This is a genomic window from Microcoleus sp. B4-C1 (assembly GCF_036705285.1).
GTDB lineage: Bacteria > Cyanobacteriota > Cyanobacteriia > Cyanobacteriales > Microcoleaceae > Microcoleus.
On the sequence record NZ_JAUBUC010000014.1, the window covers coordinates 72471 to 97469 of the forward strand.

Below are 24999 nucleotides of genomic sequence, written 5' to 3' on the forward strand. Positions count from 1 at the left end.
GATCAACCTTTACGATAAAATTCTTAAAAACTAAATCTAGTAGTCTGTCAATGGGTTTAATTAGATTGCGGGTTAAAGAATTTGCTGCTGAGAAAGGCTGGACGATCAAAGAGGTTTCTGAGCGATCGGGAGTCATTTACAGCACACTCAGCACCTATTCACGTTCTCCGGGAATGGCAATGGTTGATTTTACTTGTCTGCTGAAGTTGGCACGTACTTTTGACGTGATGGTGGAAGATTTGGTTGAGGTCGTCAAAGAGTAGCGGACATATTTAGATTCAAACAAAGCGTCTGAATTACTCCAGACGCGATCGAACTTTTATCTAACTCAATATTGCTCGACAGTTGCTAGCATCTGATTGACAGACTCGCTTTGTTGTAGCGCTTCCCAATCAGATGTAACAGGTTGGTAAGAACAGTAACACACCACAATTCGCTCCTCAGTATCGGAAGCAAAAAACTGCTGAACGCGAGTAACTACCCAATCTCCATCTTTCCCGTGGGTGACTCCATTACCGGGGTCAGATAGATTTTCATAATCGCGGGTTTTGTCCCCTACTTGAGGAATTTCTGGGTTTTCTTCCCAAGTCCAATTTTCCCAAAGTATATTAGTTAGACTGCCCCTCGGCATAAGCTGACGTTCTTCCCAGCCCGGAGCACTCATGCTTTCGGTTTTGTAGACAATCCAGATTTTTTTTGCCATTTTTTTAAAGACGATCGCACAATCCCGTTCAATACTTCGACTATATCAGAGATGAAAGCTCGTGCATCGGTTAAAATAGAGAAGTCAGTTTGTGATTAATAAGTCTGAATGCCTACGTTACTCCGAGTCGGCCCATACCGTTTCTTCTGCTATGCGGGCGATCGGGATGAACCACCCCACGTTCACGTTGAGCGCGATCGATAAGAAGCTAAGTTTTGGCTTAGTCCAGTTCGCCTTCAAAATAATAAAGGCTTCAATCGTACAGAAATCAATGGCATTCAGAAACTTGTTGAAGAACATCAACAGCAATTATTAGCAGGTTGGAATGACTTCTTTAATGGTTGAGTTGCTAGAAATCCCCCAAGCACAAAACGTAGTTGTTACAGACGACTCCCTAACAGTCGATCTATCCGATGGTCGTACTATTTCTGTTCCTTTAGCTTGGTATCCTCGGCTATTGCATAGCACACCAAACGAACGCAATAATTGGCGATTTATTGGTGGAAATGATGGAATCCACTGGCCTGATATTGACGAAGACATTAGCATCAAAAATATCATTCTCGGTAAACCATCTGGAGAAAGTCAGAAGTCATTTCAGCGGTGGTTAGAGGAACGCGGGAAGATAGTCTACTAACAAACCTGGCTTTAATAATCCTCCTTATTTCTTAGTCCGCGCAGGCGGACTTCGTTTGACAAGAAGCGGTTTCAACCGCCGAATTATATCAAGTTTGGTTAATTGCTGATAAGAACCGGCCGGGCGGGTTTATGAGATTGTCGGTTTTAGCCAATTATTATTGGTGAACCCGCCCCTACAGGAATTATATCTATTTAACCGAACCTGATATTATCAAGGATCTAACTGTTAAAAAAAAGCGCCTGAGTTTCCCCAGACGCCTACCATAAAATCAACAAATTGTCAACCCTAACCTAACCGTTCAAAGCCTCAGCACCGCCGCAAACTTCCAGGATTTCCTGAGTAATTGCCGCTTGCCGCGCCTTGTTATAAGTCAGCGTCAAACTACCGATCAAATCGCTAGCATTCTCACTAGCATTGTTCATCGCCGTCATCCGCGCCGCCAACTCGCTAGCAGCAGACTCTTGCAAAGCCCGCAGCAATTGGTTGTTCAAATACAAGGGCAAAAGAGCCTCCAGAATTTGCGCCGGGTCTTGCTCGAAAATCATGTCTCTGGGCAAGCTCTTCGTAGGTGAAGCAACCTTCTCGCGGGATACTTGAAACTGTCCGCCTTGCGATGTCAAGCGGAAGATTTCATCATCGGGAGTTTCCAAACCTTGGGGGTCGAGGGGCAGCAAAGTTTGAATTACCGGACGCGAACTAATTAGCGACACAAACTTGGTGTAAATTAGCTCAACTCTGTCCACAGTTCCCGACAGGAACAAGGAAAGCAATTCGTCAGCAATTTGTGCCGCTTCCGGTGCTGTGGGAATTTGTTCTAAGTTAGCGTAAGTAGCATCAATCGGCTGTTCGCGGCGCTGGAAATACTGAGTAGCTTTGCGTCCTACCAACACGTATTTGTAGTCTAAGCCTTCAGCTTTGATTTCCTTAGCGCGATTTTCGGCGTATCTGATGATGTTGCTGTTGTAGCCGCCGCACAAACCCCGATCGCCCGAAACTACCAACAGTCCCACCGATCGCACTTCGCGTTTTTTCAGCAGCGGCAAATCCAGGTTTTCAAACTGCAAGCGTTCCGCCAAACCGTACAATACCTCTGCCAGTCGATCGGCAAAAGGCCGAGTAGCAGTCACCTGTTCTTGAGCGCGGCGCACCTTTGCAGCGGCCACCAAACGCATCGCTTCTGTAATCTTTTTAGTGTTCTTGACCGACTTAATGCGATCGCGAATAGTTTTCAGATTTGCCATAATTTTCTCCTTTTTTCTTAGTTTTTATTCTGAGTTCTTAGTTCCCAGCCATCAATTTTTAAGCTTAGCTACGGTAGGGATACGGCATTAACCATTGGTGTCAACTTAAGAGTGAAACCCTGTGTCTCGAAGTCTCGATCCCCCTAAATCCCCCTTAATAAGGGGGACTTTGAGTGCTTCTAGTCTCCCCCCTTAAAAAGGGGAATTTTGAACGCTCTTGTCCCCCCCTTATTAAGGGGGGCTAGGGGGGATCTGTGACTTAACTAATGACCCATGACTAATGACTGATGACTAATGACTAATTACGCAGAAACCAAGAAAGTTTGCTTGTATTCTGTGATGCCTTCTTTCAGCAGCTTTTCAGCTTCATCAGTCAAGGCTTTTCCGCCTTGAACAATTTCGCCGTACTGCGGCTTGCTAGTCCGCAAATAGTCGCGCAAACCAACAGTAAACTTGCTGACTTTTTCCACTGGGATGTCATCCATATAGCCGTTAATACCGGCATAGATTATAGCCACTTGTTCGTTCATCGGCAGAGGCGAACTTTGGTCCTGTTTCAACAGTTCCCGCAAGCGTTGACCCCGCGACAATTGATTCTGAGTAGCTTTATCCAAGTCAGAAGCAAACTGAGAAAATGCTGCCAGTTCTTCAAACTGCGCCAATTCCAATTTCACCTTACCGGCTACTTTTTTCATTGCTTTAGTTTGAGCCGCTGAACCTACCCGCGATACAGAAATACCGGGGTTTACAGCCGGACGCAAACCAGAGTTAAACAAGTCAGAAGAAAGGAAGATTTGACCGTCGGTAATCGAAATTACGTTCGTCGGAATGTAAGCAGAAACGTCACCCGCTTGGGTTTCGATAATTGGCAAAGCAGTCATGCTGCCTTCGCCCAAATCGTCGCTCAATTTAGCAGCGCGTTCTAGCAAGCGAGAGTGCAGGTAAAACACGTCTCCGGGATAAGCTTCGCGACCGGGAGGACGGCGCAGCAACAGAGACATTTGGCGGTAAGCTTGTGCTTGTTTGGAAAGGTCATCGTAAATGACCAAAGTGTGCCTGCCTTTGTACATGAAATACTCGGCTAAGCTAGCACCTGTGTAGGGAGCCAAGTATTGCAGGGTTGCGGGGTCGCTAGCGTTTGCTGCTACTACGATCGTGTAGTCCATCGCGCCCTTTTCTTGCAGGACGTTGACGATGTTAGCTACTGTAGAAGCTTTTTGACCGATCGCCACGTAAACGCAGATCACGTTTTCCGATTTTTGGTTAATAATCGTGTCGATCGCGATCGCAGTTTTACCGGTTTGTCTGTCACCGATAATCAGTTCCCGTTGTCCTCTTCCCACCGGAATCATCGCATCAATAGCGGTAATTCCTGTTTGCATGGGTTCGTAAACAGAACGGCGAGAAACAATCCCCGGTGCCGGAGATTCAATCAAGCGAGATTCAGTAGTTTTAATTTCTCCTTTGCCGTCAATCGGACGGGCCAAAGCATCAACTACCCGTCCCAACATTGCTTCACCCACGGGGACTTCAGCAATTCTGCCAGTAGCAGTAACTGCCGAACCTTCTTGAATGCCGAGGCCTTGGCCCATCAACACTGCACCCACGTTATCTTGTTCGAGGTTCAGTGCAATGCCCACGGTGCCGTCGGCAAATTCTAGCAATTCCCCAGACATGGCTTTATCCAAGCCATAAATCCGGGCAATGCCGTCGCCTACTTGCAGAACAGTACCGACGTTAGAGACTTTTACATCTTGGTCGTACTGCTCAATTTGCTGGCGAATAATGCTGCTAATTTCGTCAGGTCTGATTGCTGCCATGTCAGTTGTTTGTTGTCAGTTGTTTGTTGTCAGTTGCGATGCCCTGAGCGTAGTCGAAGGGTCAGTTATCAGTTGTTCAAAACTACCAACCGTTAACTGCTAATTAAATTAGCTAATAGTCATCAGCTATTAACTATCAGGAATTCAAGCGAATTCCCAGACGGCGCAATTGTCCCCGCAGGCTGGCATCAATTACTTGAGAGCCTACTTTGATTACCACACCGCCGATTAAATCTGCGTCTATTTTGGTTTCAATTTCTACTTGACTAGCGCTGGTCATCGCCTGCACTTTCTCGCGCACAGTCTGCTGTTGAGCGTCTGAAAGCGGGACTGCCGATGTAACTTCAGCCAATACTGTTTGGTTGAGTTCTCGGAGCCTTGCCAAGTATTGTTTGCCAATTCCTTCTAAAAAAAGAATTCTTCCTTTGTCTACTAATAGCTTCAGAAAGCTGTGCATCAATGGGCTCATTTCTTCACCCGCTATTTGCTGAATCACAGCTTTTTTAGCATCCGGTTTTACCAGCGGATTGGCTAAAAATTGACGCAAGTCTTCCGAACCTTCTAGCAGGCTCAGTAAGGAACGAATATCTTCGCCAAACTTCTCTGAGAGATTGTTGGACTGAGCCAGTGACATCAAGGCAGATGCGTAAGGCTGTAAGACTTCTGTGCTGACTGTACTCACGTTTTAGCCTCCCAGTAACGCAATGCTGCGATCGATTAATTGGTGTTGAGCGCTGTCGTCCAAGCTAGTTTTTAGCTGGCTTTCCACCTTTGCTAATGCCAGAGATACAACCGCCGATCGCAGTTGGGCGATCGCTCTTTCCCGCTCCGCTTCCAACTCTTGACCTGCTGTTGCTCTCATGCGTTCAACGTCTTGCGCTGCCTGAGCTAGAATTGTTTCTTTTGCTTTCTTGGCAGTTTCTTCAGCAGCGGCACGAATTCGTTCGGCTTCTGCTTGCGCTTGAGTCAATTTTTGCTGTTGCTCTGCTAGAGCTGCTGCTGCATCTTTTTGGCGTTTTTCTGCATCTTGAATCGCCTCTTGGATGCCCGAACGCCTCTCAGTCAGGATTTTACCTACAAATCCGCGCCCGAAATAAAACAGCACTGCAATAATAATGACCAGGTTAATCAGGTTGGTTTCTAAAATATCGAAATTTAAACCGAAACCACCTTCGCCGCTAGCTTCTGTGGCTAGCAATAAAACAGTCCCCATGATACTCTTCCATAATTGCGCGTGCAGATTGGGTGAAGCGATTTTAGATTTAAGATTCCATCAAAAATCTAAAACTCTTCGGTCTCGCTATTTGGCCAGCGACTGCCCTAATAGCTTTTCGAGAATTTGGCCGCTGAGCGCGTCTACTTGTTGTTCTAGTGAGCGCATTGCTTCTTGCTTTTGCTGCTCTATTTCTTGCCCAGCCTTTTCTCGCGCGACTTGAGCTTCTTGTTGAGCCTCAGCTACTTTGGCTGCCCCAATTTTTTGGGCATCAGCTTGAGCAGCAGCAATTACTGATTGAGACTGTTTGCGAGTTTCTCCCAGTTTTTGCTCGTACTGCTGCGCTAGTTGCTGAGCTTTTGCCAAGCGTTCTTGGGCGGAGACTTGAGTGTTGCGAATGTAATCGGCGCGATCGTCAATTGACTTGCTGAGCGGCTTGTAAAAAATTACATTCAAGACTGCGACTAGAATTAAAAACTGCACCGCCATCAGAGGCAGCGTAGCATCTATATCAAACAGTCCCCCTTCCTTAGCCGCTTCTTCAACTGCTAGTAATACTGTCCAGTGCATCATGATTTTTTGACGGCTTCCATCTAATTCGCTTAATCGATTTTAGATTTGAGATTTTGGATTAGAATCGCCAAAACCTCAAATCTAAAATTTCCAATTATTATGCGAAGGGGTTGGCAAACAGCAGCACTAGGGCTACGACCAAACCGTAAATTGTGAGCGCTTCCATGAACGCCAAACTCAACAGCAAGGTGCCGCGAATTTTACCTTCTGCTTCCGGCTGACGGGCAATCCCTTCTACAGCCTGACCTGCTGCATTACCTTGACCAATGCCAGGGCCGATTGCGGCTAAACCTACTGCCAAAGCGGCGGCAATTACGGAAGCGGCAGCAACTGTTGAGTCCATGATGATTTTCCTTATCTAAAGTACAAAATTGAGAACAGAAAGTCTAGAGAATTGTCCGATTTTACGGCAGAAAGTTTAAGTTCAGAAATTTATTTTTTCCTCCCTCATGCTTCGCCGTTTATCGTTAGTTAATCGTGGTGTTCTTCGCCGTGACCGCCTTCTAGAGCTTCACCAATGTAGGCGGCGGCTAAGGTAGCAAAAATCAAAGCTTGAATTGCACTCGTAAATAGTCCCAGAACCATCACTGGCAGAGGAACAAATAAAGGCACTAGCAACACTAGCACTCCGACCACCAATTCGTCCGCAAGAATGTTGCCAAACAAACGGAAACTCAGGGACAGAGGCTTAGTGAAATCTTCTATGATTTTGAACGGCAACATGAAAGGCACCGGTTCAACATAGTGGGCGAAATACCCCAAGCCGCTTTTGCTGAGACCTGCATAAAAATATGCTAGAGAAGTCAGCAGTGCAAATGCTACCGTGGTGTTGATGTCAGCGGTAGGAGCTCCCAATTCACCTGATGGCAGCTTAATCAGCTTCCAAGGAATTAGAGCGCCAGACCAGTTTGACACAAAGATGAACAGAAATAATGTACCAATAAACGGTACCCAAGGGCGATATTCTTTTTCCCCAATTTGGTTTTTAGCCAAGTCCCGAATAAATTCCAGCGCATACTCCATAAAATTTTGCATTCCGCTGGGAATTCGCTGGATTTTGCTGGTTCCTAAAATCGAAACTACGACTAAAACGGCAATTACAAACCACGAGGTTAGAAAAACCTGCCCGTGCACTTTCAGATTGCCGAGTTGCCAGTACAACTGCTGGCCAACTTCCAATTTGGCGAGGGGGAAACGATTAAAGGTGTTTAGAACGTCAAGCATTGCCATTCAACGGGCTTCCCCATACAAATCGATGAGTTGAGTTTTGCTCGAATTGCCTGACTTACCTGTAGTCTAGTGCTAATGCACTTCGGATCACGTAAACCATCAGCGCAGCTTTGTAAGTCAGAAATCCCAAAAATATCGGTAAAATCTGTAGCTGATTCCACTGTGTTCCTACTATCATCACCGCGAAAAACAAACCGAGCCTTGTCTTGCTGATGCGTTGATTTTGGCTGCCGATTCGTTCAACGTCTCTAGCCAACATCTTTAAGTAAACCACACCTGTGCTCGCCCCAAGCAAATAATTCAGGGCAATATTGAGCGAGTAAAAAATCCAAACGGAGATAAAAATAATCGCCGTAAACGCAAGGGTGTACGCCAACAACTCTTGTTGGAGGCGATAAAAGTCTTGCATGGGATTCGTTGTCTCGGACGAGACTGTCGAGACTGTTGAGACTGTGCCAGCTTGAGGAATATCCTCCGTTGCTGGTGTGGGTTCGGTGGGTGTGTTTTGCGTGTTCACGAAGCTCAGAAACTAATGCAGGTAGCAGGCGAGTGCTTTGCAAACTCAGAAAAATAATACCACGCTGCGGTAACAATACTTAAAATTAAATTAATCATACTTGTCGGAATTTGGTGTCGGGCGCTTCGGAAACCTCAAGCCGTTAAATGTCCGATCGACCTCACGCTACCTTTCCCACCGCCAGGCCCACTTTTTTATACTTTGTTCTCACTTGTCTCACTAAGTAAGTCTCACTAAGTGAGATATGGACAGAGGACGATCGCCCGAATCGATGAGGTAACTCTCCCTTGTCTGCCTCTGCGCCCTCAAAGTCAATTAAAACTTGATCTCATTCAATAACCTTAAACTCTTGAAGCGCCGGAATGAAATTTTTATTCTCGTGGCTCGATCGACTAAGCTTAATCAAAGCAAATCGCTGTAGAGGCTGCAAACTCGCCCACTGTGCCAAAGAAATTGTCACGCCGAACTCTTGCGCTTTTGCAGAAACAGACTCCGGTACAGTTGCAGCATCCATCCAGGGGGGATTTTCATCAACAGCCAAATCAGTTCCCGGTTTGCCTGTCTGTTGAATTAATACTTGGTTTAGCTGTTCTCGGTAATCTTGAATTTCTGCACTTGTCGAGCAAGGTTTATCTACAAGAGTTTGACGTTCTGCTTGAGTAAAGTGATTCCAATCCTGCAACTTCAATTTAATGCCGCAAGTATCTAATTTGAGACGTACTTGCATCGGAATGCAGCGCAGGGCTTCTACAAAGTCAGCTTCAAATTCAAAGAACATAGATATACAAATTTGTGAATGAGATTTTTTTTATTAACCGCAGAGGCCACAGAGGGCGCAGAGTAAGAGAGGATGGGGAAGGTGAAAAGAATTTGATGCAGGTGCATTGTCCTCAATAATTGCAGAAAATCGAGTCAGCATTTATAATTAAATAATATTACAAACTATTGACATGGATACCGTAGACTACCTTCGGATTAGCTTGATAGACCGCTGCAACTTCCGCTGTCTCTACTGTATGCCAGAAGGTAGCGAGTTGGACTATGTATTGCAGCAGCAGTTGTTAACTCACTCGGAATTGCTAACTCTGCTGCGCGAAGTTTTTATACCCGTGGGATTTACCAAGTTTCGCTTGACAGGTGGGGAACCGCTGCTGCGGCCTGGGGTGGTGGATTTGGTAAGGTCGATCGCCTCGATGCCGGAAACGCGAGATTTGTCAATGACAACTAATGGCTTTTTGCTGGCGGGAATGGCGGAAAATCTCTACAATGCTGGTTTGCGCCGGATTAATATTAGTTTGGATTCCTTGGAACCAGAGACTTTTGATAAGATAATTGGTAGTCGGGGACGATCGCGATGGACGCAGGTTTGGGAGGGAATTCAAGCGGCTTATCAAGCTGGATTTGACCCGCTGAAACTGAATGTTGTGGTAATTCCCGGTGTGAATGACGGCGAAATATTGGATTTAGCGGCGTTAACAATTAACCGGAATTGGCACGTTCGATTTATTGAGTTTATGCCAATTGGCAATGGGGATTTATTTGGCGATAAGGGTTGGGTAGCCTCAGCCGAATTGCGGCAACAAATTAGCGACAAATACGGGTTAGCGGAGTCGGGTGTTCGCGGAAATGGGCCGGCGGATGTGTTTCAAATTCCGGGGGCGAAGGGCACTTTAGGATTTATCAGCCAAATGTCCGAGTGTTTTTGCGATCGCTGCAACCGGATGCGTTTGTCTGCTGACGGGTGGCTGCGGCCTTGTCTGCTGAACGAAACCGGGCAAATTGACTTGAAAACTGCTTTGCGGAATGGGGTGTCTACGGTTGAATTGCGCGATCGAGTGCGGCACATATTAGAGATGAAACCGGAGATTAATTTCAAGCAGCGGGATTCGGGAACTACTCAAGGAAATTACAGCCGCACCATGTCTCAAATCGGTGGCTAATTATCTTTAGTGCGATCGGTCATTTATATACTTATTCGTAGGTTGGGTTGAGCGAAGCAAAACCTAACTCTCTCTGAAAGTAACAACTTGGGTTTCGTTCCTCAACTCAACCTACAACTACTATAGCAATCCTTGCAGGAGTCGTAAAAAATAACTACTCATTTAGGATGGCTATATGCTTGCACAGTAAGCATTATAAATAACTCATTTAGCCGATATTCTTTGTTGAAGTACGGCTAATTCTATGCCTTTGGGGACTTGGAAATCACTCTGAGGGTAGAGCCTGGTTAATACCTTAACGAGTTACATTGGATACAAATGAAGGAAAAACCAAAAGTTCTCTAAACTCCCTAAGCTAAAAGCTGTTAAGCATTTAAACTCATGAGCCAAACACCCAACGCTTACACCTGAATCTTGACAGTAAATCGAAATAAGTGATTTAAATGCTCAACAGCTTAGCTCAAGTTTTCCAACCAGAGCATCTCCTACAGACAAATACTTTTTGAATAGTTGTGGCGAAGATAATTATGAAACCTAACGAAGAAAATAGCTCTAGCCGTGAAATTCATCAAGAAGTTCACACTGATGCAACTAACGGTCACGTCAGTACAACGCGAACCACTACAAGTGTTCCGAGTACAACGGGGAAGGCTTCTAAAGAAGCAGCTCATCACCAAGGTTATGTACAGGGTCAAATGGCGGAAAATCACCGCCAAGTTGGAGTCCAAGAAGTCCGCGATAATGAGAATGCTGGTCGCGGGTTACTGTTAGGAATTCTTCTTGCTTCTTTGGCAGGCTTAGTTCTGGGCAGTGTATATTACTTCAATCGGAGTGAGGAGGCTCCTACTCCTGCTTCTGCTCCTGTGATTGTTGTACCGAAAGCGAATCAACCTTCAGCAACACCTGCTCCGACTCGGACTATAGAGAGAGAAAAAACGATCATTGAAAGGGTTGTTCCGGTTCAACCAAGTCCAGCTCAAAACGCTACGCCTGATCCTCAACCAAGTCCAGCTCAACAGGCAAGTCCGGCTCCTCAAGCAAGTCCGGCTCCCAATATCAATATTACAATTCCAAATTCACAGCAGCAAGATGCACCCGCTCAGGAAGCAGCGCCGTCTCCATCTTCGCCGTCAAATAATACCAATACTACGGTTCCGACTCCGCAGAATGAGCCAGATTCCACTCCAACAACTCCAGCACCTGAGAGTTCAGCTACTCCATCTCCAACTCAAAATGATGGTGCTTCTGGAGCAGGTACCAGCGGCGAAACTAATACCGAAAGCCGGAGCGATTCTAATCCGACAGATACGGCTGTACCTGATAGCAACTCCGGCGCAGAGGGTGCGACTGGTTCACCACAATAAAAGTTTGATGTCGAATTAGTCCGCCAGGGGTTCAAACCCCAGACTCATAGCTAAAGTCCTTTAAAGCTGATATCTGGCACCATTCTCAAGAACAGGCAAGATGCCTGTTCCACAAAATATAAATTTTCTTGTGGAACAGGCCGAAAAGCCTGTTCATAAAAGGCTTATTGAGAATGGTGCAACATATTAGTTAAAGAGGACTTTTTTTAGGGTTTAAAGTGAAATCTTGCACCATTATCAATAAGCCTGCTATAGGCGGGATATCCTGCCCAACCCCTACTCCCCACAAGAAAATGCACTTGTTGTGGAACAGGCTCGAAAGCCTGTTAAGCGAGAATAATGCAACATCTCAGACTAACCGCACATTGTGGCTGAACTCAAGAAACCAGGTTTCTGCGATGGAAAACGTTTTAAGATTTTGCCAAGCTATCCTAAGAAACTGTTTGGTGAACTAATTTAACTTTCCCTAAAGCCGTCTTTCTGCTGTCAAATAGTTTCATCACCCCGGAGGAGATGGTCTCGATGACATCGGGAGAACAGTAAGAGAGAAACTCTTCCGAGGAAATATGACCGGCAAAAAACTCTTGAGCTTTCTTCAAAAAGTTTTCAGTTTCAGCAAAACCGATAGATTTGATAATAAACGTAGCTACGGGAGAGTTTTTAATATCATAGGGAGATTCTTGATTTCGTCCTATTGCTAACAAATTTAAAACCTCTTTTTCCAACTGAGTTTCTAATGGGTAGGCAATCTGTTTGTTGGGCAAGTAATCCTCCAAAACTGAGGTCTTAAATCCGGGTGCGCGCAATTCTCCCATCATAGTAGAAAGCGGAATATCGCGCCCCAAGCGGTAGGAAAGAGCTTCTAAAATGGCGATGGTAATTAGCTTGATACCCAGATAAAGTTTAGCAACTTCGATATTTTTGCGAGTTCGGGCAATCAGGTTAGCGTAGGTTGCATCGTCCGGCTCTTGCATAAACTGCTGGAAAACCAGCTCGGGTTTGAGGAAGTTCAAAAATCCTTCCATTTTTTGCAGAGACCTGCGATATCCGGCAACAGTATAGGAATTAACATTGGTCAATTCGTGGTTGGTTTCTGGCATCAAATTCCAGGTATTGTCTAAGAAATTAGAGGAATTTGGAGATGCAAAATTCTCGACATCTCTATTTGCTAACCTGACTGCACGCTTGACAATTTCTAAGGTTTGGGCATCGCTCCATCCCAAGTTAAAATCGCGATTTGCACTTGCTAAACGCTGGTACAAAAGTTCGATCGCGCTCAAACCACTGGGCGAAACGGGACGAAAAGGGATAGTAGCTTCGATGCAAGCTGTGATCTCAGCGATCGTACTAGCTGGCAAAAAAGGCTCCAAAGATTTGGCAGCAATAACGGCACTCAAAAATTCGTTTTGACCGGCAAACGGAGAGAGAGTCTTGCCGGGAATAAACCCAAATACTGAGGCCACTAGGTGATACATGGCATCGTCGGGCAGTTCGGTTTCATCTCTAATAACTAACTGCGATCGCACCTCTTTGACAAAAGGACAAAGGGCGCTGCTAATATTGAAACTAACGCCCTGATCGACTTGCACGTACACGAGGTCGTGAAACAGTGCAGCCAGCACCTCGATCGGATCGACTGACCCCCCGACCTCAAAAATGTGTTCCGACGTGTGAAAGTAGCGCCAAGGCCCTCTCATCGTTTGAATAATTAGCTCAGCTATCTGCTCCAGCTTTGGAATGTCTACTCGACCTCCCAATTGCTCGATCGAGCTTACCAAGCAATCCAAGCACCGTTTTTGTTCTGCCAAAAGCTCCATTTACACACCTCCAGTGCATTCCCTGATTGTCTTGCGCTTGATTGCATGGTATCAAAACGCGCTGCGATCGTGCCATAATTCGTCACTCAAAAATTTCAAATTTTAGGGTGAAACAGAGAGAGGGGGCGAGGGAAAGAGAAAGAAGGAGGAAGAGCGAGGGAGAAGGAGGGAGAGGGAGAGCGAGAAATTAAATATTAAAAATTCGGCCGTTGTGGAGATTCGGGCAACTTGGGCGATCGGTATCATAAATTACAGTAAAAATGACAAAAAGGGGGTATAAACTTGATGAATTTTTGATGAAATTATGAGGGGTTTTTGACAAAAGCTGTGGGTGGGTGGCATTGACACCAGCTTCAAGCTGCGGTGGTCTAAATACTGCGTGTGGCCTCAGAATAAGAGTCCTAGACGTGCTGATAAACCTCTTGATATTTGCGCTGATACACTTCAGTTGATTAGCTTTCGGGCAGTTGGTCTAAAGCTTCCTCGCTCGCCACTTTAACTGCTGCCTTGGTTTGCTGTGACCTCCCCCAATCTAACACTAACAGAACTTACGCAACTGTCAATCGATTTTAGATTTTAGATTTTAGATTTTAGATTGAAGCATTGACTTGCGCGAGATAAATTCGGGGGCTTGCTTATCGGATACACGTTTTTGATTTCTCCACGGATGAATCACGTGGCGGGTATCCTGGATGCTTTCGGTCACAAGTGATACTGGCACCATGCAGCACAAAATCAGACAATAAACATGGGAACATCGGGGCGTTTCAGTGGCTCAATTAAATAATGGGACAACATCAATCGAGCTTCAATACCCCCTTAATCCCTTCGTCCCCCTCTGCTGCGACTTCGTATGTTTAGAAGCAATTTAAATCGCCGAATCAACTGTTAAATACCCAACTTTTTTAAGAAGTCGGGGATCGGGGGATTGTGTCTTTTGAGCCGCTGCTGACAAGCGAATTTCAAAGGTGGTACCCGCCACGTGATTTATCCGTGGAATCAATCCCAAATCGAAAATCGAAAATCCTCAAGAAAGAGCATTTATCCGTGGGGTCGCCTCTAAAATCTAAAATCTAAAATCTAAAATCGATTGACTTACTGCATTCGATCGATCGTCCGATACTGCACCGCCTCCGCCACATGATTCGTTTTCAAGCTTTCATCCCCCGACAAATCAGCAATAGTTCTAGCAACCTTCAAAATGCGATCGCTAGCCCTCGCCGACAGCCCCAACTTCCGAATCGCCATCTCCAATAAATTCCGAGAAGCATCATCCAACTGACACCATGTGTTAATGTGACTGCTTTGCATTTCCGCATTGCAGCGCAAACTAGATTCCGACTGAAAACGGCGAGTTGCGAGCTCTCGCGCCCGCTGCACCCTCACCCGCACCGGTTCCGACTCTTCCCCCGTCGGCTGTCGCGTAATTTCTTCCGGTTTCAAACGATTAACGGCCACTTGCAAATCAATCCGATCCATCAAAGGCCCGGAAAGTTTTGCCCAATATTGCTCCCTCTTTTGCGGCGAACAAGTACACTGTTGAATCGAGTCGCCGTAATAACCGCAAGCGCAAGGATTCGTACTCGCAACTAAAGTGAATTGAGCCGGAAACATCACCGATTGTCTAGTTCTAGAAATGGTCACATAACCATCTTCCAGCGGTTGCCGCAAAAACTCCAAAACATCTCTTTTAAACTCAGTTAATTCATCCAGAAAAAGTATGCCGCGATGTGCTAAAGAAATTTCACCCGGACGCGGAAAACTGCCGCCACCGACAAGAGAAGGGCCAGATGCCGAATGGTGAGGACTGCGAAAAGGTCGATCGCCCACCAAGCTTCCCTTATCCTTCAATAACCCAGCCACCGAATGAATTTGAGTCACATCCAAAGCTTCATCAAAAGTCAGCGGCGGCAAAATACCCGGCAAACGCCTCGCCAACATCGTCTTACCGCTCCCTGGCGGCCCCACAAAAATTAAATTGTGTCCCCCCGCAGCCGCAATTTCCAAAGCCCGCCGCGCGTGAATTTGCCCCTTTACATCCTTTAAATCTAGACCCGAAAACCGCGTTTTTGCTAACTCTTCTCGACCGTTTACTTCTACAGGCGAATAAACTTCAGGATTGTTCAAAAAATCAGTAACTGCAAAAATATTTTCAAAACCATAAACAGATATTCCGTGCACCAAAGCCGCTTCCTGCGCGTTACCAGCCGGTACAACCAATCCTGAAATACCCATTTTTTTAGCAGCAGCGGCGATCGGCAAAACCCCAGCCACAGGCCGCAAACTCCCATCTAAAGAAAGTTCCCCTAAAAACAAATAATCTCCCAAAAGTTCAGCGCTGACTTGTTCGGATGCTGCCAAAATCCCAATGGCGATCGGCAAATCAAAACTCGGCCCCTCCTTCCGCAAATCCGCCGGAGTCAAATTAATCACAATACTCCGCATCGGAAAAGCATATCCCGAATTTTTCAGCGTAGCCTTAACCCTTTCTTTAGCTTCTTGCACCGCAGAATCGGGCAACCCCACAACCACAATTTTCGGTAGCCCCCCTGACACATCAGCCTCAACACCCACCTTTACCGCGTCAATTCCAACGATCGATGCACTCCAAACCCTAGCAAGCATTTTTCTTTATCCTTAATTTGCCTGTCCTTGATTCATGATCTATTATGATTAACAATGACTAATGAATATCGGGAGAGGCAAGAAAAACTTTTCCTTGCCTCTTCTTTTTCTCCTCTTCCTTCTCTCCTGCTGGGTCTTCCCTCGAACCTCTTCCCAACATCCGTTACATCCGTTACATCCGTTACAGAATCCGTTGCCGAACTTCCCTCGTTAACACCCATGACAACTCAAGAAACGCTTTTCAGCAAAATCATCCGCAAAGAGATTCCCGCAGACATCGTTTATGAAGACGACTTGGCCCTCGCGTTCCGAGATATCCATCCGCAAGCACCCGTCCACATCCTCGTCATTCCCAAACAGCCTATTGCCAAATTAGCCGATGCCGAGTCAGAAGATCATGCTCTCATGGGACACTTGCTGCTGACTGTCAAACGGGTAGCAGAACAACTCGGACTTAGCAACGGCTATCGCGTCGTCATTAATAGCGGCAGCGACGGCGGCCAAACTGTAGACCACCTGCACCTTCACATTCTCGGCGGTCGCCAGATGAAGTGGCCCCCAGGCTAAAGCCTAATTTTGACGCAGAACTTGCGGACTTGTCCTCAGAAACCCGGTTGATGTCTATTGCCAAGCGCCTCAGAAACCGGGTTTCTTTTTTCGTCAATAAACCCGGTTGATTGGAGATTATTGAGAATAGACTTGAATTGCAAAAATAATTAGGACGGGCTAGAAGCCCATCCCACAAATTTTTTTTCTTGTGGGATGGGCTTCTAGCCCGTCCTAAAATTTAATTAAAAGAACTGTTGCAATCTTGTCTAATGCAGCCCGATCGCACTAAAAACCAGATTTTCAGTATTCTCCCGATACAAATTTACCCTCGCAGAATCCACCGATGATATGTAAATAAATATTAAAAATCATCTCTTCACGACCTAATTAACAGATATTTAAAGAGAAAGAAAATCGACCTGAACAAAAATAATTAGATCGAACTGCTGAACCAAGCTACAGACAAGAGATTCAGTTCTTCAGGTCGCTATATTTAACCTGTTATGTGGGTAATATTGCTTTGTAAAAAACTACAAATATTTACCAAGAATCCAATTTTTGTAAATGTTTGTAAAATATTTAAATTGTCAGCAAAAATCCCTTGGCAAACTTTAGTGAATGGTGTTACTAATATAAGCGTGGGACATCCCCACAATGAACCTTGAAAATTCAATTAAGCCATCATAAACCAAATGACAACAACCGTACAGCGTCGCGAAAGCGGCAACGTTTGGGAACGCTTTTGTGAATGGGTCACAAGCACTGAAAACCGCATTTATGTGGGTTGGTTCGGCGTCTTGATGATTCCTACCTTGCTGAGTGCCACCATCTGCTACATCATCGCCTTCATCGCTGCTCCTCCTGTGGACATCGACGGCATCCGCGAACCAGTAGCAGGTTCCTTGATGTACGGCAACAACATCATTACTGGTGCTGTTGTTCCTTCATCGAATGCTATAGGCTTGCACTTCTATCCCATCTGGGAAGCAGCTTCCTTAGACGAATGGTTGTACAACGGCGGCCCCTACCAATTGGTAGTATTTCACTTCCTGATTGGCATTTTCTGCTACATGGGTCGTGAATGGGAATTGTCCTACCGTTTAGGTATGCGTCCTTGGATATGCGTCGCTTACTCTGCACCTGTTGCAGCAGCAACCGCAGTATTCTTGATTTACCCGATCGGACAAGGCAGCTTTTCTGACGGTATGCCCTTGGGTATCTCCGGTACATTCAACTTCATGATCGTGTTCCAAGCCGAGCACAACATCCTGATGCACCCCTTCCATATGCTGGGAGTTGCTGGTGTCTTCGGCGGTGCTCTGTTCTCCGCCATGCACGGTTCTCTTGTTACCTCTAGCTTGGTTCGCGAAACAACCGAAACTGAATCTTTGAACTACGGTTACAAATTCGGTCAAGAAGAAGAAACCTACAACATCGTTGCAGCCCACGGCTACTTCGGTCGGTTAATCTTCCAATACGCCAGCTTTAACAACAGCCGTTCTCTGCACTTCTTGTTAGGTGCATGGCCAGTTGTCGGCATCTGGTTTACCGCTTTGGGTATTTCCACGATGGCGTTTAACCTCAACGGTTTCAACTTCAACCAATCGATTATCGACTCGCAAGGTCGCGTGATCAATACTTGGGCTGATGTCATCAACCGCGCTAACCTGGGTATGGAAGTAATGCACGAGCGCAACGCTCACAACTTCCCCCTCGACTTGGCCGCCGGTGAAGTCACCCCAGTAGCAATGGTTGCTCCTTCCATCAACGGCTAAATTTAGCTTTTGATTCACAAAAAGCGCTCCTAGAAATAGGGGCGCTTTTTGTTTTGGCAAGTAGAATTTGAGAGCTTTTTTTCTGTTAAATTCGTTAAATCCGTTAAATCCCATAAACTGCGCCTTGCCGAACTTCCCGATCGATCTGATATATTGATTAAGAATTATTATTTTTGGCAATCATCAAAGTGGCGATATTTAACAGGCACAAATTTGAAAAACTCGTGGTTCATAAATCCAAAACATTAGCCTGGGCGATCGCACTTTTCAGCGGCATTTTGATGGCATTGACAACCGCACCAGTAAATGCTTGGCTATTAGCTTGGGTAGCATTAGCTCCCCTGTGGATTTTGGTTGTCAGTTATCAAAAGCCAAAAATAGAAGAACAAAAACAAAAATTCTTCCTTCTTCCTTCTTCCTTCTTCCTTCTTCCTTCACTGTGGGGAATTGGCTATCACGGATTAGCTTTATCTTGGATTATGGGAATTCACCCGATGACTTGGTTGGGAGTTCCTTGGTGGCCGAGTCTGGCGATCGCACTTTTTTGCTGGGCATTCATCACCCTCTGGGGAGCAGCCTTAGTCGCCGTTTGGGCGTGGCTATTTGTAATTCTCAACTCCCTAACTTTACCCCGAAAAAATCAAAATCTTATTCTTAACTCCCCCCCTTTACAAGGGGGGGCTGGGGGGGGTAGCTCCGATCTTATTCTTAACTCCCCCCCTTTACAAGGGGGGGCTGGGGGGGGTAGCTCCGATCTTATTCTTCTTAACTCCCCCCCTTTACAAGGGGGGGCTGGGGGGGGTAGCTCTAAATTTTCAGCATTAACTCGCGTTTTAATTGGCACAGCTTTGTGGTGTGCCTTAGAAAGTATTTGGAGTACAGGTTCGCTGTGGTGGACATCACTATCTTACACGCAAAGCCCCCACAATTTAGCAATATTGCACCTCGGTCAACTCTCCGGGCCCAGCGCAGTAACAGCCGCTATTGTAGCAGTAAATGGCTTAATCGCAGAAGCTTTTATTGAAGGAAGAAGGAACAAGGAACAAGGAACAAGGAAGAATTGGATTGCTTATATTTTGCCTGCGAGTTTGTGTTTAATTTTGCATATTGCAGGCTGGAGTTTGTACAATCGCCCTTTGTATCAAGAGGCGGGAACCTCATTAAAAATTGGCATTATTCAAGGCAATATTCCTAACGAGATTAAGTTTGACTCAGCGGGTTGGGGGCGCGCTTTGGAAGGTTACACCACTGGGTACAAACAGTTAGCAGACAGGAAAGTCGATGCTGTGTTAATTCCAGAGACAGCTTTGCCTTTTATCTGGACAAACGAGTATCAACGTTCTACTCTTTCTTTTTACCAAGCTATTCTCGAACGCGGCGTTGTGGCTTGGGTGGGAGGCTTCGGCCAGCAAGACAATAGTATCACTAACAGCTTATTGGCGATCGATCGCACTGGAGAAATTGTCGGTCGCTACGATAAACTAAAGCTAGTGCCTTTAGGCGAATATATCCCTTTTTACGAAATCTTAGGCGGGATTATTAATCGACTTTCGCCCTTAGATGCTCATTTAGTACCCGGCAATTCTCAACAATTGTTTGATACGCCGTTTGGCCGCGCCATTGTCGGAATTTGTTACGATTCGGCCTTTGCGGAAATTTTCCGATATCAGGCGGCGAATGGAGGCGAATTTATGCTCACAGCTTCCAACAATGCCCACTACAAACCGCCCATGTTGGATCAACATCATGCTCTAGATGTGATGCGGGCCATTGAGACGGATAGATGGGCAGTTATCGCAACTAATACGGGTTACTCTGCTTTTGTAAATCCTCGCGGCGAGACGGTTTGGAAGTCTGGGATTAATACCTATGAAGTCCGAGATGCTACTATTTATCGGCGGCAAACTCGGACTTTTTACGTGCGGTGGGGAGATTGGCTGACACCTGTATTGTTAGTATTAGCGGGGTTAATGCGGTTGATTGTTAAAAAAAATTAATCCGAAGCTTTTAGATTTTAGATTTTATGTACCAATCTAAAATCTAAAATCTAAAATCTAAAATCGAATGACTCTACTTATCTTTCACGTGTTCGTGAACGCTAGGAGATAAAGAAATTAAATCGTCGATATTGCGCTGCATGGCAGCACAAATATTGTCCAAAGGCAAATCATTGTCATCGTGCCCGAAGGGATTTTCTATTTCAATGCCGATTTCTTCGATGCCGAACAAAGTAAAACTAATTAAAGCCACAACTAAGCCGGTTCCCCAACCCAAATCTTTCACCATTTGAAAGGGGAGGGCTAAACAGTAAAGCAACAATAGTTGTTTCAGGTGAATCGCGTAAGCCAAAGGGATAGGCGTCTTCAAAATCCGCTCGCAGCCACCTAATACATCAATCATAGAGTTGAGCAACTCATTCATACCAGTTAACTGATAAACATCGAGGCAATTGCGCTCGTACTGCTCGTGCAAGTAATCCTCAATCCAAAAGGCAATTTCTAGAGGCGGATTGTTCATTGATTTGAGCTTTTGGTAGTGCGCTGGGGACATTAACGGCTCCAACTCTGGATTGACTGATTCTTGCCGCAAGTGCAGTTTTAGGGCCACTGCAAAGGCGGGTAACAGGCGCAGGACTGACTTTTTGAGTTCGATATCCTGCGGGTCTTTTTCCTCAATTGCTACCCAGATTTGGCGCGCCAAATTGCGGACGTTGTTGACTAAAGTTCCCCACATTTTTCGACCGTCCCAAAATCTTTCGTAGGCTGTATTTGTACGAAAAACTAATAGTAGACCCAGGACTATACTGGGTACAATACTCGACAAAATTGGTAAGGAAACTGGCCACTTAAAAAAGTGCAGTAGGGAAATAAAAACTCCAAAGCCGCCGCACAGCAAAACGCGGGGCAAAATTGAGAGAATGACAGACCCCCGAACCTGTAATGCCATTTTAAACCAAGGTGGTCGATCGTCACTCATGCAAGTCTCCTCATTAAATTAAATTAGCCTCGCCCTAGCACGGGCGGCACAACTGCCTGCTACACTTATTTCTTCGGCTCCCACCAGTCGATTTGAGATTCGAGATTTTAGATTGACTCCACAGATAAATCTGGGGCGTTTAAACTTTGGTCTAAAATTTTTTGGTCTCCATGACTGTGGGCAGGGCTTTGATCCCTATTTGGGTGCGGTGAGAGCTTCCGAAAAAAGCTTTCCTACAAACAACCTTTGGATTTTACCCAAAAAACTCATCAGCATCAATCTAAAATCTAAAACCTAAAACCTAAAATCTAAAATTGATTGACTGAGGCACTTAATTCGGTAAGATTAATCATGTATCTTTAAACCTCAGCTTCCGTGCAAGAGCTACCGACATCTGTGCCCCCGCATTTTCACCGATTGCCAAACCAACGGTGGCAAATTTATTCGCCTCAAGCGCAGCAAGCCGAACAGTTTGCCGCCGAAATTGGTTTGTCGCCTTTGCTGGCACAGGTGCTGATTAACCGGGGCATCGATTCTCTGAAAGAAGTGCAAGGGTTTATCGAACCGGAATCTCTGGTTTTGCCCGCGCCAATGGATGAGTTTCCCGATTTGGCTGCGAGTGTCAAATTGTTGCGGGAGGCGATTTCGGGAGGGCAAAAAATTGCGATTTGCGGCGACTACGATGCTGACGGGATGACGAGCACGGCTTTGTTGCTACGAGCTCTGAGGCTGCTGGGCGCGAATGTGGATTATGCTATTCCGAGCCGGATGCGAGAAGGCTATGGGATTAACGATCGCATTGTAGAAGAATTTCACTCGGAAGGTGTCGCTCTCATTCTCACGGTTGACAACGGAATTGCAGCCTACGGCCCGGTTGCCAGAGCACGAGAACTCGGTGTCAAAGTTATTATTACAGACCACCATGATTTGCCGCCAAAACTGCCGCCGGCTGATGCTATTCTCAACCCGAAATTAATCGCGGAATCTTCACCTTATCGCGGTTTGGCTGGGGTAGGCGTGGCTTATGTTTTGGCTATTACTTTGGCTCAGGATATGCAGAAAGTTGGGGGGTTGGTGAATCCGCTGCTGGAGTTATTTACCTTGGGAACTATTGCGGATTTAGCACCTTTGACTGGAGTTAATCGGCGCTGGGTAAAGCGGGGTTTGCGGCTGTTGCCTCACTCGCAATTGGCGGGTATTCAGGCTTTGATTCAGGTGGCGGGAGTGCAGCCTGGAAGTGCGGAAAGTTCATCTATTCTCAACTCAAAACTCAAGGGCGGGCACGGGGGCACCGCCCCTACTCAAAATTCGTTAAAGCCTGAAGATATTGGTTTTAGGCTTGGCCCCCGGATTAATGCTGTGGGGCGGCTGGCTGACCCTCAAATTGTGATAGAGTTGCTGACTACGGACGATCGCGAATTGGCTCTCAAAAACGCGATGCAGTGCGAACAAATCAATCAGCGCAGGCAGGAGTTGTGCCAGGAAATTGAGCAGGAAGCAATTGCTTGGTGCGAGGAAATGGCGATTGACTTGCAGCAAGAACGAGTTTTAGTTGTCGTGCAACCCGGTTGGCACCACGGTGTGATCGGGATTGTGGCTTCTCGGTTAGTGGAACGCTACGGCGTGCCTGTGTTTATCGGTACTTTTGAGGATGAGGCTGGCGAAAACGAGGCTGTAGGGGCGGTTGCCCATAAAATTATCAGAGGTTCGGCGAGGGGAATTCCTGAGTTTAATGTATTTGACGGGCTGAATTTTTGCGCGGATTTATTAACTAAATTTGGCGGACACAAAGCGGCTGGCGGTTTTTCTATGCCGGCTGATAATCTCGAAGAATTCCGCAATCAACTGTCAATTTTTGCCAATCAATGTTTGCAGCCGGAACACTTAAAACCGCTGGTTTCAGTTGACGTGCGAGCAGATTTGGCTGAGATTAATCTTGACCTTTACCGACAAATTGATGCTCTGGAACCTTGCGGGATTGAAAATAAGGCTCCTGTATTTTGGACGCCTAATGTTTGCATAACTGAACAGAAAATTGTTGGTAAAGGAGGTCACGTTAAACTAACTGCAAGTCAAGATGGAAATGTATCGGCTAGTGTGAAGGCGATTGCTTGGCGTTGGGGGGAATATTTTCCTTTGCCTCGGCGGGTTGATATTGCTTACCGATTGCGGGAAAATAGTTTTAATGGCAAGACATCGGTTGAGTTAGAATTGTTGGGCGTTCGGCTACCGGCAAATGCTGCTAGTTCCAGGCCGCCGAGGTTCGGAAAAGTTGAGTTTGATTATTGCGATCGCACTTATTCTTGCAGTCTGTCTCCCGCCGGCTCGATCGAGGAATTGAGAATTCGCAACTCTCAAGGACAAGTTTTGGCTGTTGCACCCGGACAAAACATCGGTTTGTTAGGTAACTCCCGCAAAGATGCTAGAGAAGTCGATGTATCTCTACCTTTTTTTGAGAATTTGATTCAAACTGCTAAACACGCCCTTGGTATTTGATAAGAAAGCTCGTGCTGCTGGGAAATTTGGCGATCGAGCGTTGTGAATTTTGCATAATGTGAAACTCAAAACTCCCAACTATCGATCGCCGCCTAGCGTGCTATAATTACAGGTCGCCGCCTTTAGCTGCCAAGAGAAAAATCACGATCGGGCCAGAAAGCACGACGGCTGCGAGTAAAGCTACCTGAACAATGAGTTGGTAGTCTACACCACCCATACCACTGAAAAGATCGGTTATAAAGTCCATTTGTCCTCCTGACTGTAGTGATTAAGTCTAGATTGTTGCATTAGAAAATCCGCTTCTGATTTTACCGGGCGATCGACCATATTTTTTAAGGAACTTTACAAAATTCAACAAAATGTAAACTACGATCGACCTCTCAGTGACAGCAAACCAGGGACTTGATGCCCCTTCCCGGAAACTCCCCCCAATCTCAAATCTCAAATCTCAAATCCAACCGCCCCTTCGGGATATGGGCCTCCGGCGCTGGCAATTGATATACTTGAAGAGCGCAAATCTCCTAAAGTTTGGCATTTTCTACATAATGCTCCGAATCTAAAATCTAAAATCTAAAATCTAAAATCTAAAATCAAACTATGGCTACTTGGCGTTGTGTAAAGCAGTGCGGTGCTTGTTGTTACCTCGACCCAACAGAGCGCCCTGACTTAGACGAGTATTTATCTGAAGACGAATTAGCGCTCTATTTGAGCTTAGTCGGAGATGACGGTTGGTGTATCAATTTTGACAGAACGACGCGAGAATGCGGAATTTATGCCGATCGACCGCGCTTTTGTCGGGTAGACTCAGAGGTGTTTGAGGAAATGTACGGCGTTGAGCCGACGGAATTGAACGATTTCGCGATCGAGTGCTGCTTGGAACACATTGAAGATTTGTATGGCGATCGATCTTTGGAAATGATCCGCTTTAACTCGGAAGTCGGAATTCTCGCCTTACCTGACAACTAACGAACTTGATGCGCCTTTGGGCTTTTGTCCCTTCGGCTCATTTTCGATATCGCCATCTCAATTCTTTAATCAAAAGTCTAAATTCTAAAATCGAACGATGGTCTGCCGGTTTCTCACCGGGAGAGTGTCAAAATAAACAAATCAAAGAAATATCGCGCTGTTGAGTTGAGCCATGAGCAATCGAGAGGGTTTTACGGGGGGATTTATTGCCGGAGCCGCAGTTGGCGGCTTGGTGGGTGCCGTTTTGGGCGCGGTGCTGTCGCGGCGCGCTGCTGAAGCTTTGCTGAGTGAACCTTCAGAAGCAAAGACAAGAAAGATCCGCCAGAGGAAAGCCAGCCAACTCGAAGCCGAAGGGATGGAAGTAGCAAGGCTGAGTTTAGAAGATAAAATTGCCCAGCTCAATCAGGCAATAGATGACGTGCGGCTGCAACTCGGCGACGTAAACGGCAACGCGCCGGCGTCGGGCAGCGAGGGTTCGATCGCCCAAGACTCCTGAATCCCTTTAAAATTTTAGATTAGTCTGGCCGATCGATGGGGGCTACTGACATCTTGCA

The 24999-nt window shown here is 46.0% G+C and carries 24 protein-coding genes and 1 pseudogene; 11 read left to right on the forward strand and 14 right to left on the reverse strand.

The genetic code is table 11. The features are described from left to right. Positions 1-50 precede the first annotated feature (50 nt). Positions 51-263 (forward strand): helix-turn-helix domain-containing protein, encoded by a 213-nt coding sequence (locus tag QUB26_RS08280; protein WP_194009260.1) that lies wholly within the window; start codon positions 51-53, stop codon positions 261-263. Positions 264-328: 65 nt separating this feature from the next. On the opposite strand, the gene QUB26_RS08285 is transcribed toward QUB26_RS08280, so the two are convergent. Further along, positions 329-703 (reverse strand): hypothetical protein, encoded by a 375-nt coding sequence (locus tag QUB26_RS08285; protein WP_333317469.1) that lies wholly within the window; start codon positions 701-703, stop codon positions 329-331. 261 nt (positions 704-964) lie between these two features. On the opposite strand from QUB26_RS08285, the pseudogene QUB26_RS08290 reads away from it, so the two are divergent. Beyond that, a pseudogene (locus QUB26_RS08290) lies at positions 965-1048 on the forward strand (hypothetical protein); the annotation flags it as partial. After that, a complete protein-coding gene (locus tag QUB26_RS08295; protein ID WP_333317471.1) occupies positions 1029-1340 on the forward strand; it encodes a DUF2442 domain-containing protein in 312 nt (103 codons plus the stop codon). The pseudogene QUB26_RS08290 and the gene QUB26_RS08295, both read left to right, overlap by 20 nt. A gap of 293 nt (positions 1341-1633) precedes the next feature. On the opposite strand, the gene QUB26_RS08300 is transcribed toward QUB26_RS08295, so the two are convergent. The 9 genes from QUB26_RS08300 to QUB26_RS08340 all read right to left on the reverse strand — a co-directional run bounded on the left by QUB26_RS08300 (position 1634) and on the right by QUB26_RS08340 (position 8715). Then, positions 1634-2584 carry a F0F1 ATP synthase subunit gamma gene (locus QUB26_RS08300; RefSeq protein ID WP_006631110.1) on the reverse strand — a complete coding sequence of 317 codons (951 nt, stop codon included), beginning with the start codon at positions 2582-2584 and terminating at the stop codon, positions 1634-1636. A gap of 302 nt (positions 2585-2886) precedes the next feature. Beyond that, complete coding sequence (atpA, locus tag QUB26_RS08305; RefSeq protein WP_333317474.1) at positions 2887-4404, reverse strand: F0F1 ATP synthase subunit alpha; 1518 nt, start codon at positions 4402-4404, stop codon at positions 2887-2889. Positions 4405-4540: 136 nt separating this feature from the next. Next, on the reverse strand, positions 4541-5086 hold the full coding sequence (gene atpH / locus QUB26_RS08310; RefSeq protein ID WP_333037345.1) for an ATP synthase F1 subunit delta: 546 nt from the start codon (positions 5084-5086) through the stop codon (positions 4541-4543). Between the two features lie 3 nt (positions 5087-5089). Next, positions 5090-5617 (reverse strand): F0F1 ATP synthase subunit B, encoded by a 528-nt coding sequence (locus QUB26_RS08315; RefSeq protein ID WP_333317476.1) that lies wholly within the window; start codon positions 5615-5617, stop codon positions 5090-5092. 87 nt (positions 5618-5704) lie between these two features. Further along, positions 5705-6190, reverse strand: coding sequence for a F0F1 ATP synthase subunit B' (locus QUB26_RS08320; protein ID WP_006631106.1), 486 nt, complete (start codon positions 6188-6190; stop codon positions 5705-5707). A gap of 97 nt (positions 6191-6287) precedes the next feature. Then, positions 6288-6533, reverse strand: coding sequence for an ATP synthase F0 subunit C (gene atpE, locus QUB26_RS08325; protein WP_242717122.1), 246 nt, complete (start codon positions 6531-6533; stop codon positions 6288-6290). 128 nt (positions 6534-6661) lie between these two features. Continuing rightward, entirely contained in the window at positions 6662-7420 is a 759-nt protein-coding gene (atpB, locus tag QUB26_RS08330; protein WP_242717111.1) for a F0F1 ATP synthase subunit A, read from the reverse strand. Between the two features lie 55 nt (positions 7421-7475). Further along, positions 7476-7937, reverse strand: coding sequence for an ATP synthase subunit I (locus QUB26_RS08335; protein WP_333102792.1), 462 nt, complete (start codon positions 7935-7937; stop codon positions 7476-7478). Between the two features lie 328 nt (positions 7938-8265). Further along, entirely contained in the window at positions 8266-8715 is a 450-nt protein-coding gene (locus QUB26_RS08340) for a nitrate reductase associated protein (protein ID WP_333236688.1), read from the reverse strand. A 172-nt stretch (positions 8716-8887) separates the two neighbouring features. Between QUB26_RS08340 and moaA the strand changes: the two genes are divergently transcribed. Both moaA and QUB26_RS08350 read left to right on the forward strand, forming a co-directional pair. After that, positions 8888-9877, forward strand: coding sequence for a GTP 3',8-cyclase MoaA (gene moaA / locus QUB26_RS08345; protein ID WP_333236686.1), 990 nt, complete (start codon positions 8888-8890; stop codon positions 9875-9877). A gap of 527 nt (positions 9878-10404) precedes the next feature. Further along, positions 10405-11241: a hypothetical protein gene (locus QUB26_RS08350; protein ID WP_333236683.1), complete on the forward strand. Its 837-nt coding sequence runs from the start codon at positions 10405-10407 to the stop codon at positions 11239-11241. 431 nt (positions 11242-11672) lie between these two features. Here QUB26_RS08350 and QUB26_RS08355 read toward each other — a convergent pair whose 3' ends face one another. Beyond that, positions 11673-13058: a hypothetical protein gene (locus tag QUB26_RS08355; RefSeq protein WP_333236681.1), complete on the reverse strand. Its 1386-nt coding sequence runs from the start codon at positions 13056-13058 to the stop codon at positions 11673-11675. A gap of 1095 nt (positions 13059-14153) precedes the next feature. Then, on the reverse strand, positions 14154-15683 hold the full coding sequence (locus QUB26_RS08360) for a YifB family Mg chelatase-like AAA ATPase (protein WP_333236679.1): 1530 nt from the start codon (positions 15681-15683) through the stop codon (positions 14154-14156). A gap of 219 nt (positions 15684-15902) precedes the next feature. Between QUB26_RS08360 and QUB26_RS08365 the strand changes: the two genes are divergently transcribed. The 3 genes from QUB26_RS08365 to lnt all read left to right on the forward strand — a co-directional run bounded on the left by QUB26_RS08365 (position 15903) and on the right by lnt (position 20004). After that, positions 15903-16250: a histidine triad nucleotide-binding protein gene (locus QUB26_RS08365; protein WP_172188364.1), complete on the forward strand. Its 348-nt coding sequence runs from the start codon at positions 15903-15905 to the stop codon at positions 16248-16250. A 674-nt stretch (positions 16251-16924) separates the two neighbouring features. Then, complete coding sequence (gene psbA / locus QUB26_RS08370) at positions 16925-18007, forward strand: photosystem II q(b) protein (RefSeq protein WP_333236677.1); 1083 nt, start codon at positions 16925-16927, stop codon at positions 18005-18007. 281 nt (positions 18008-18288) lie between these two features. Further along, the gene (lnt, locus tag QUB26_RS08375) at positions 18289-20004 is read left to right on the forward strand and encodes an apolipoprotein N-acyltransferase (protein ID WP_333236845.1); all 1716 of its coding nucleotides are present in this window, start codon (positions 18289-18291) and stop codon (positions 20002-20004) included. A gap of 73 nt (positions 20005-20077) precedes the next feature. On the opposite strand, the gene QUB26_RS08380 is transcribed toward lnt, so the two are convergent. Further along, positions 20078-20983 (reverse strand): bestrophin family ion channel, encoded by a 906-nt coding sequence (locus tag QUB26_RS08380; RefSeq protein WP_333236675.1) that lies wholly within the window; start codon positions 20981-20983, stop codon positions 20078-20080. Between the two features lie 375 nt (positions 20984-21358). On the opposite strand from QUB26_RS08380, the gene QUB26_RS08385 reads away from it, so the two are divergent. Then, on the forward strand, positions 21359-23479 hold the full coding sequence (locus QUB26_RS08385; protein WP_333236673.1) for a DHH family phosphoesterase: 2121 nt from the start codon (positions 21359-21361) through the stop codon (positions 23477-23479). Positions 23480-23585: 106 nt separating this feature from the next. Here QUB26_RS08385 and psb30 read toward each other — a convergent pair whose 3' ends face one another. After that, positions 23586-23696, reverse strand: a complete 111-nt coding sequence (gene psb30 / locus QUB26_RS08390; protein WP_445251452.1) for a photosystem II reaction center protein Ycf12/Psb30 — start codon at positions 23694-23696, stop codon at positions 23586-23588. 380 nt (positions 23697-24076) lie between these two features. Between psb30 and QUB26_RS08395 the strand changes: the two genes are divergently transcribed. After that, a complete protein-coding gene (locus tag QUB26_RS08395) occupies positions 24077-24445 on the forward strand; it encodes a YkgJ family cysteine cluster protein (RefSeq protein WP_333236670.1) in 369 nt (122 codons plus the stop codon). Positions 24446-24617: 172 nt separating this feature from the next. Beyond that, the gene (locus QUB26_RS08400; protein WP_333054510.1) at positions 24618-24941 is read left to right on the forward strand and encodes a hypothetical protein; all 324 of its coding nucleotides are present in this window, start codon (positions 24618-24620) and stop codon (positions 24939-24941) included. The last annotated feature ends 58 nt before the right edge of the window (positions 24942-24999 follow it).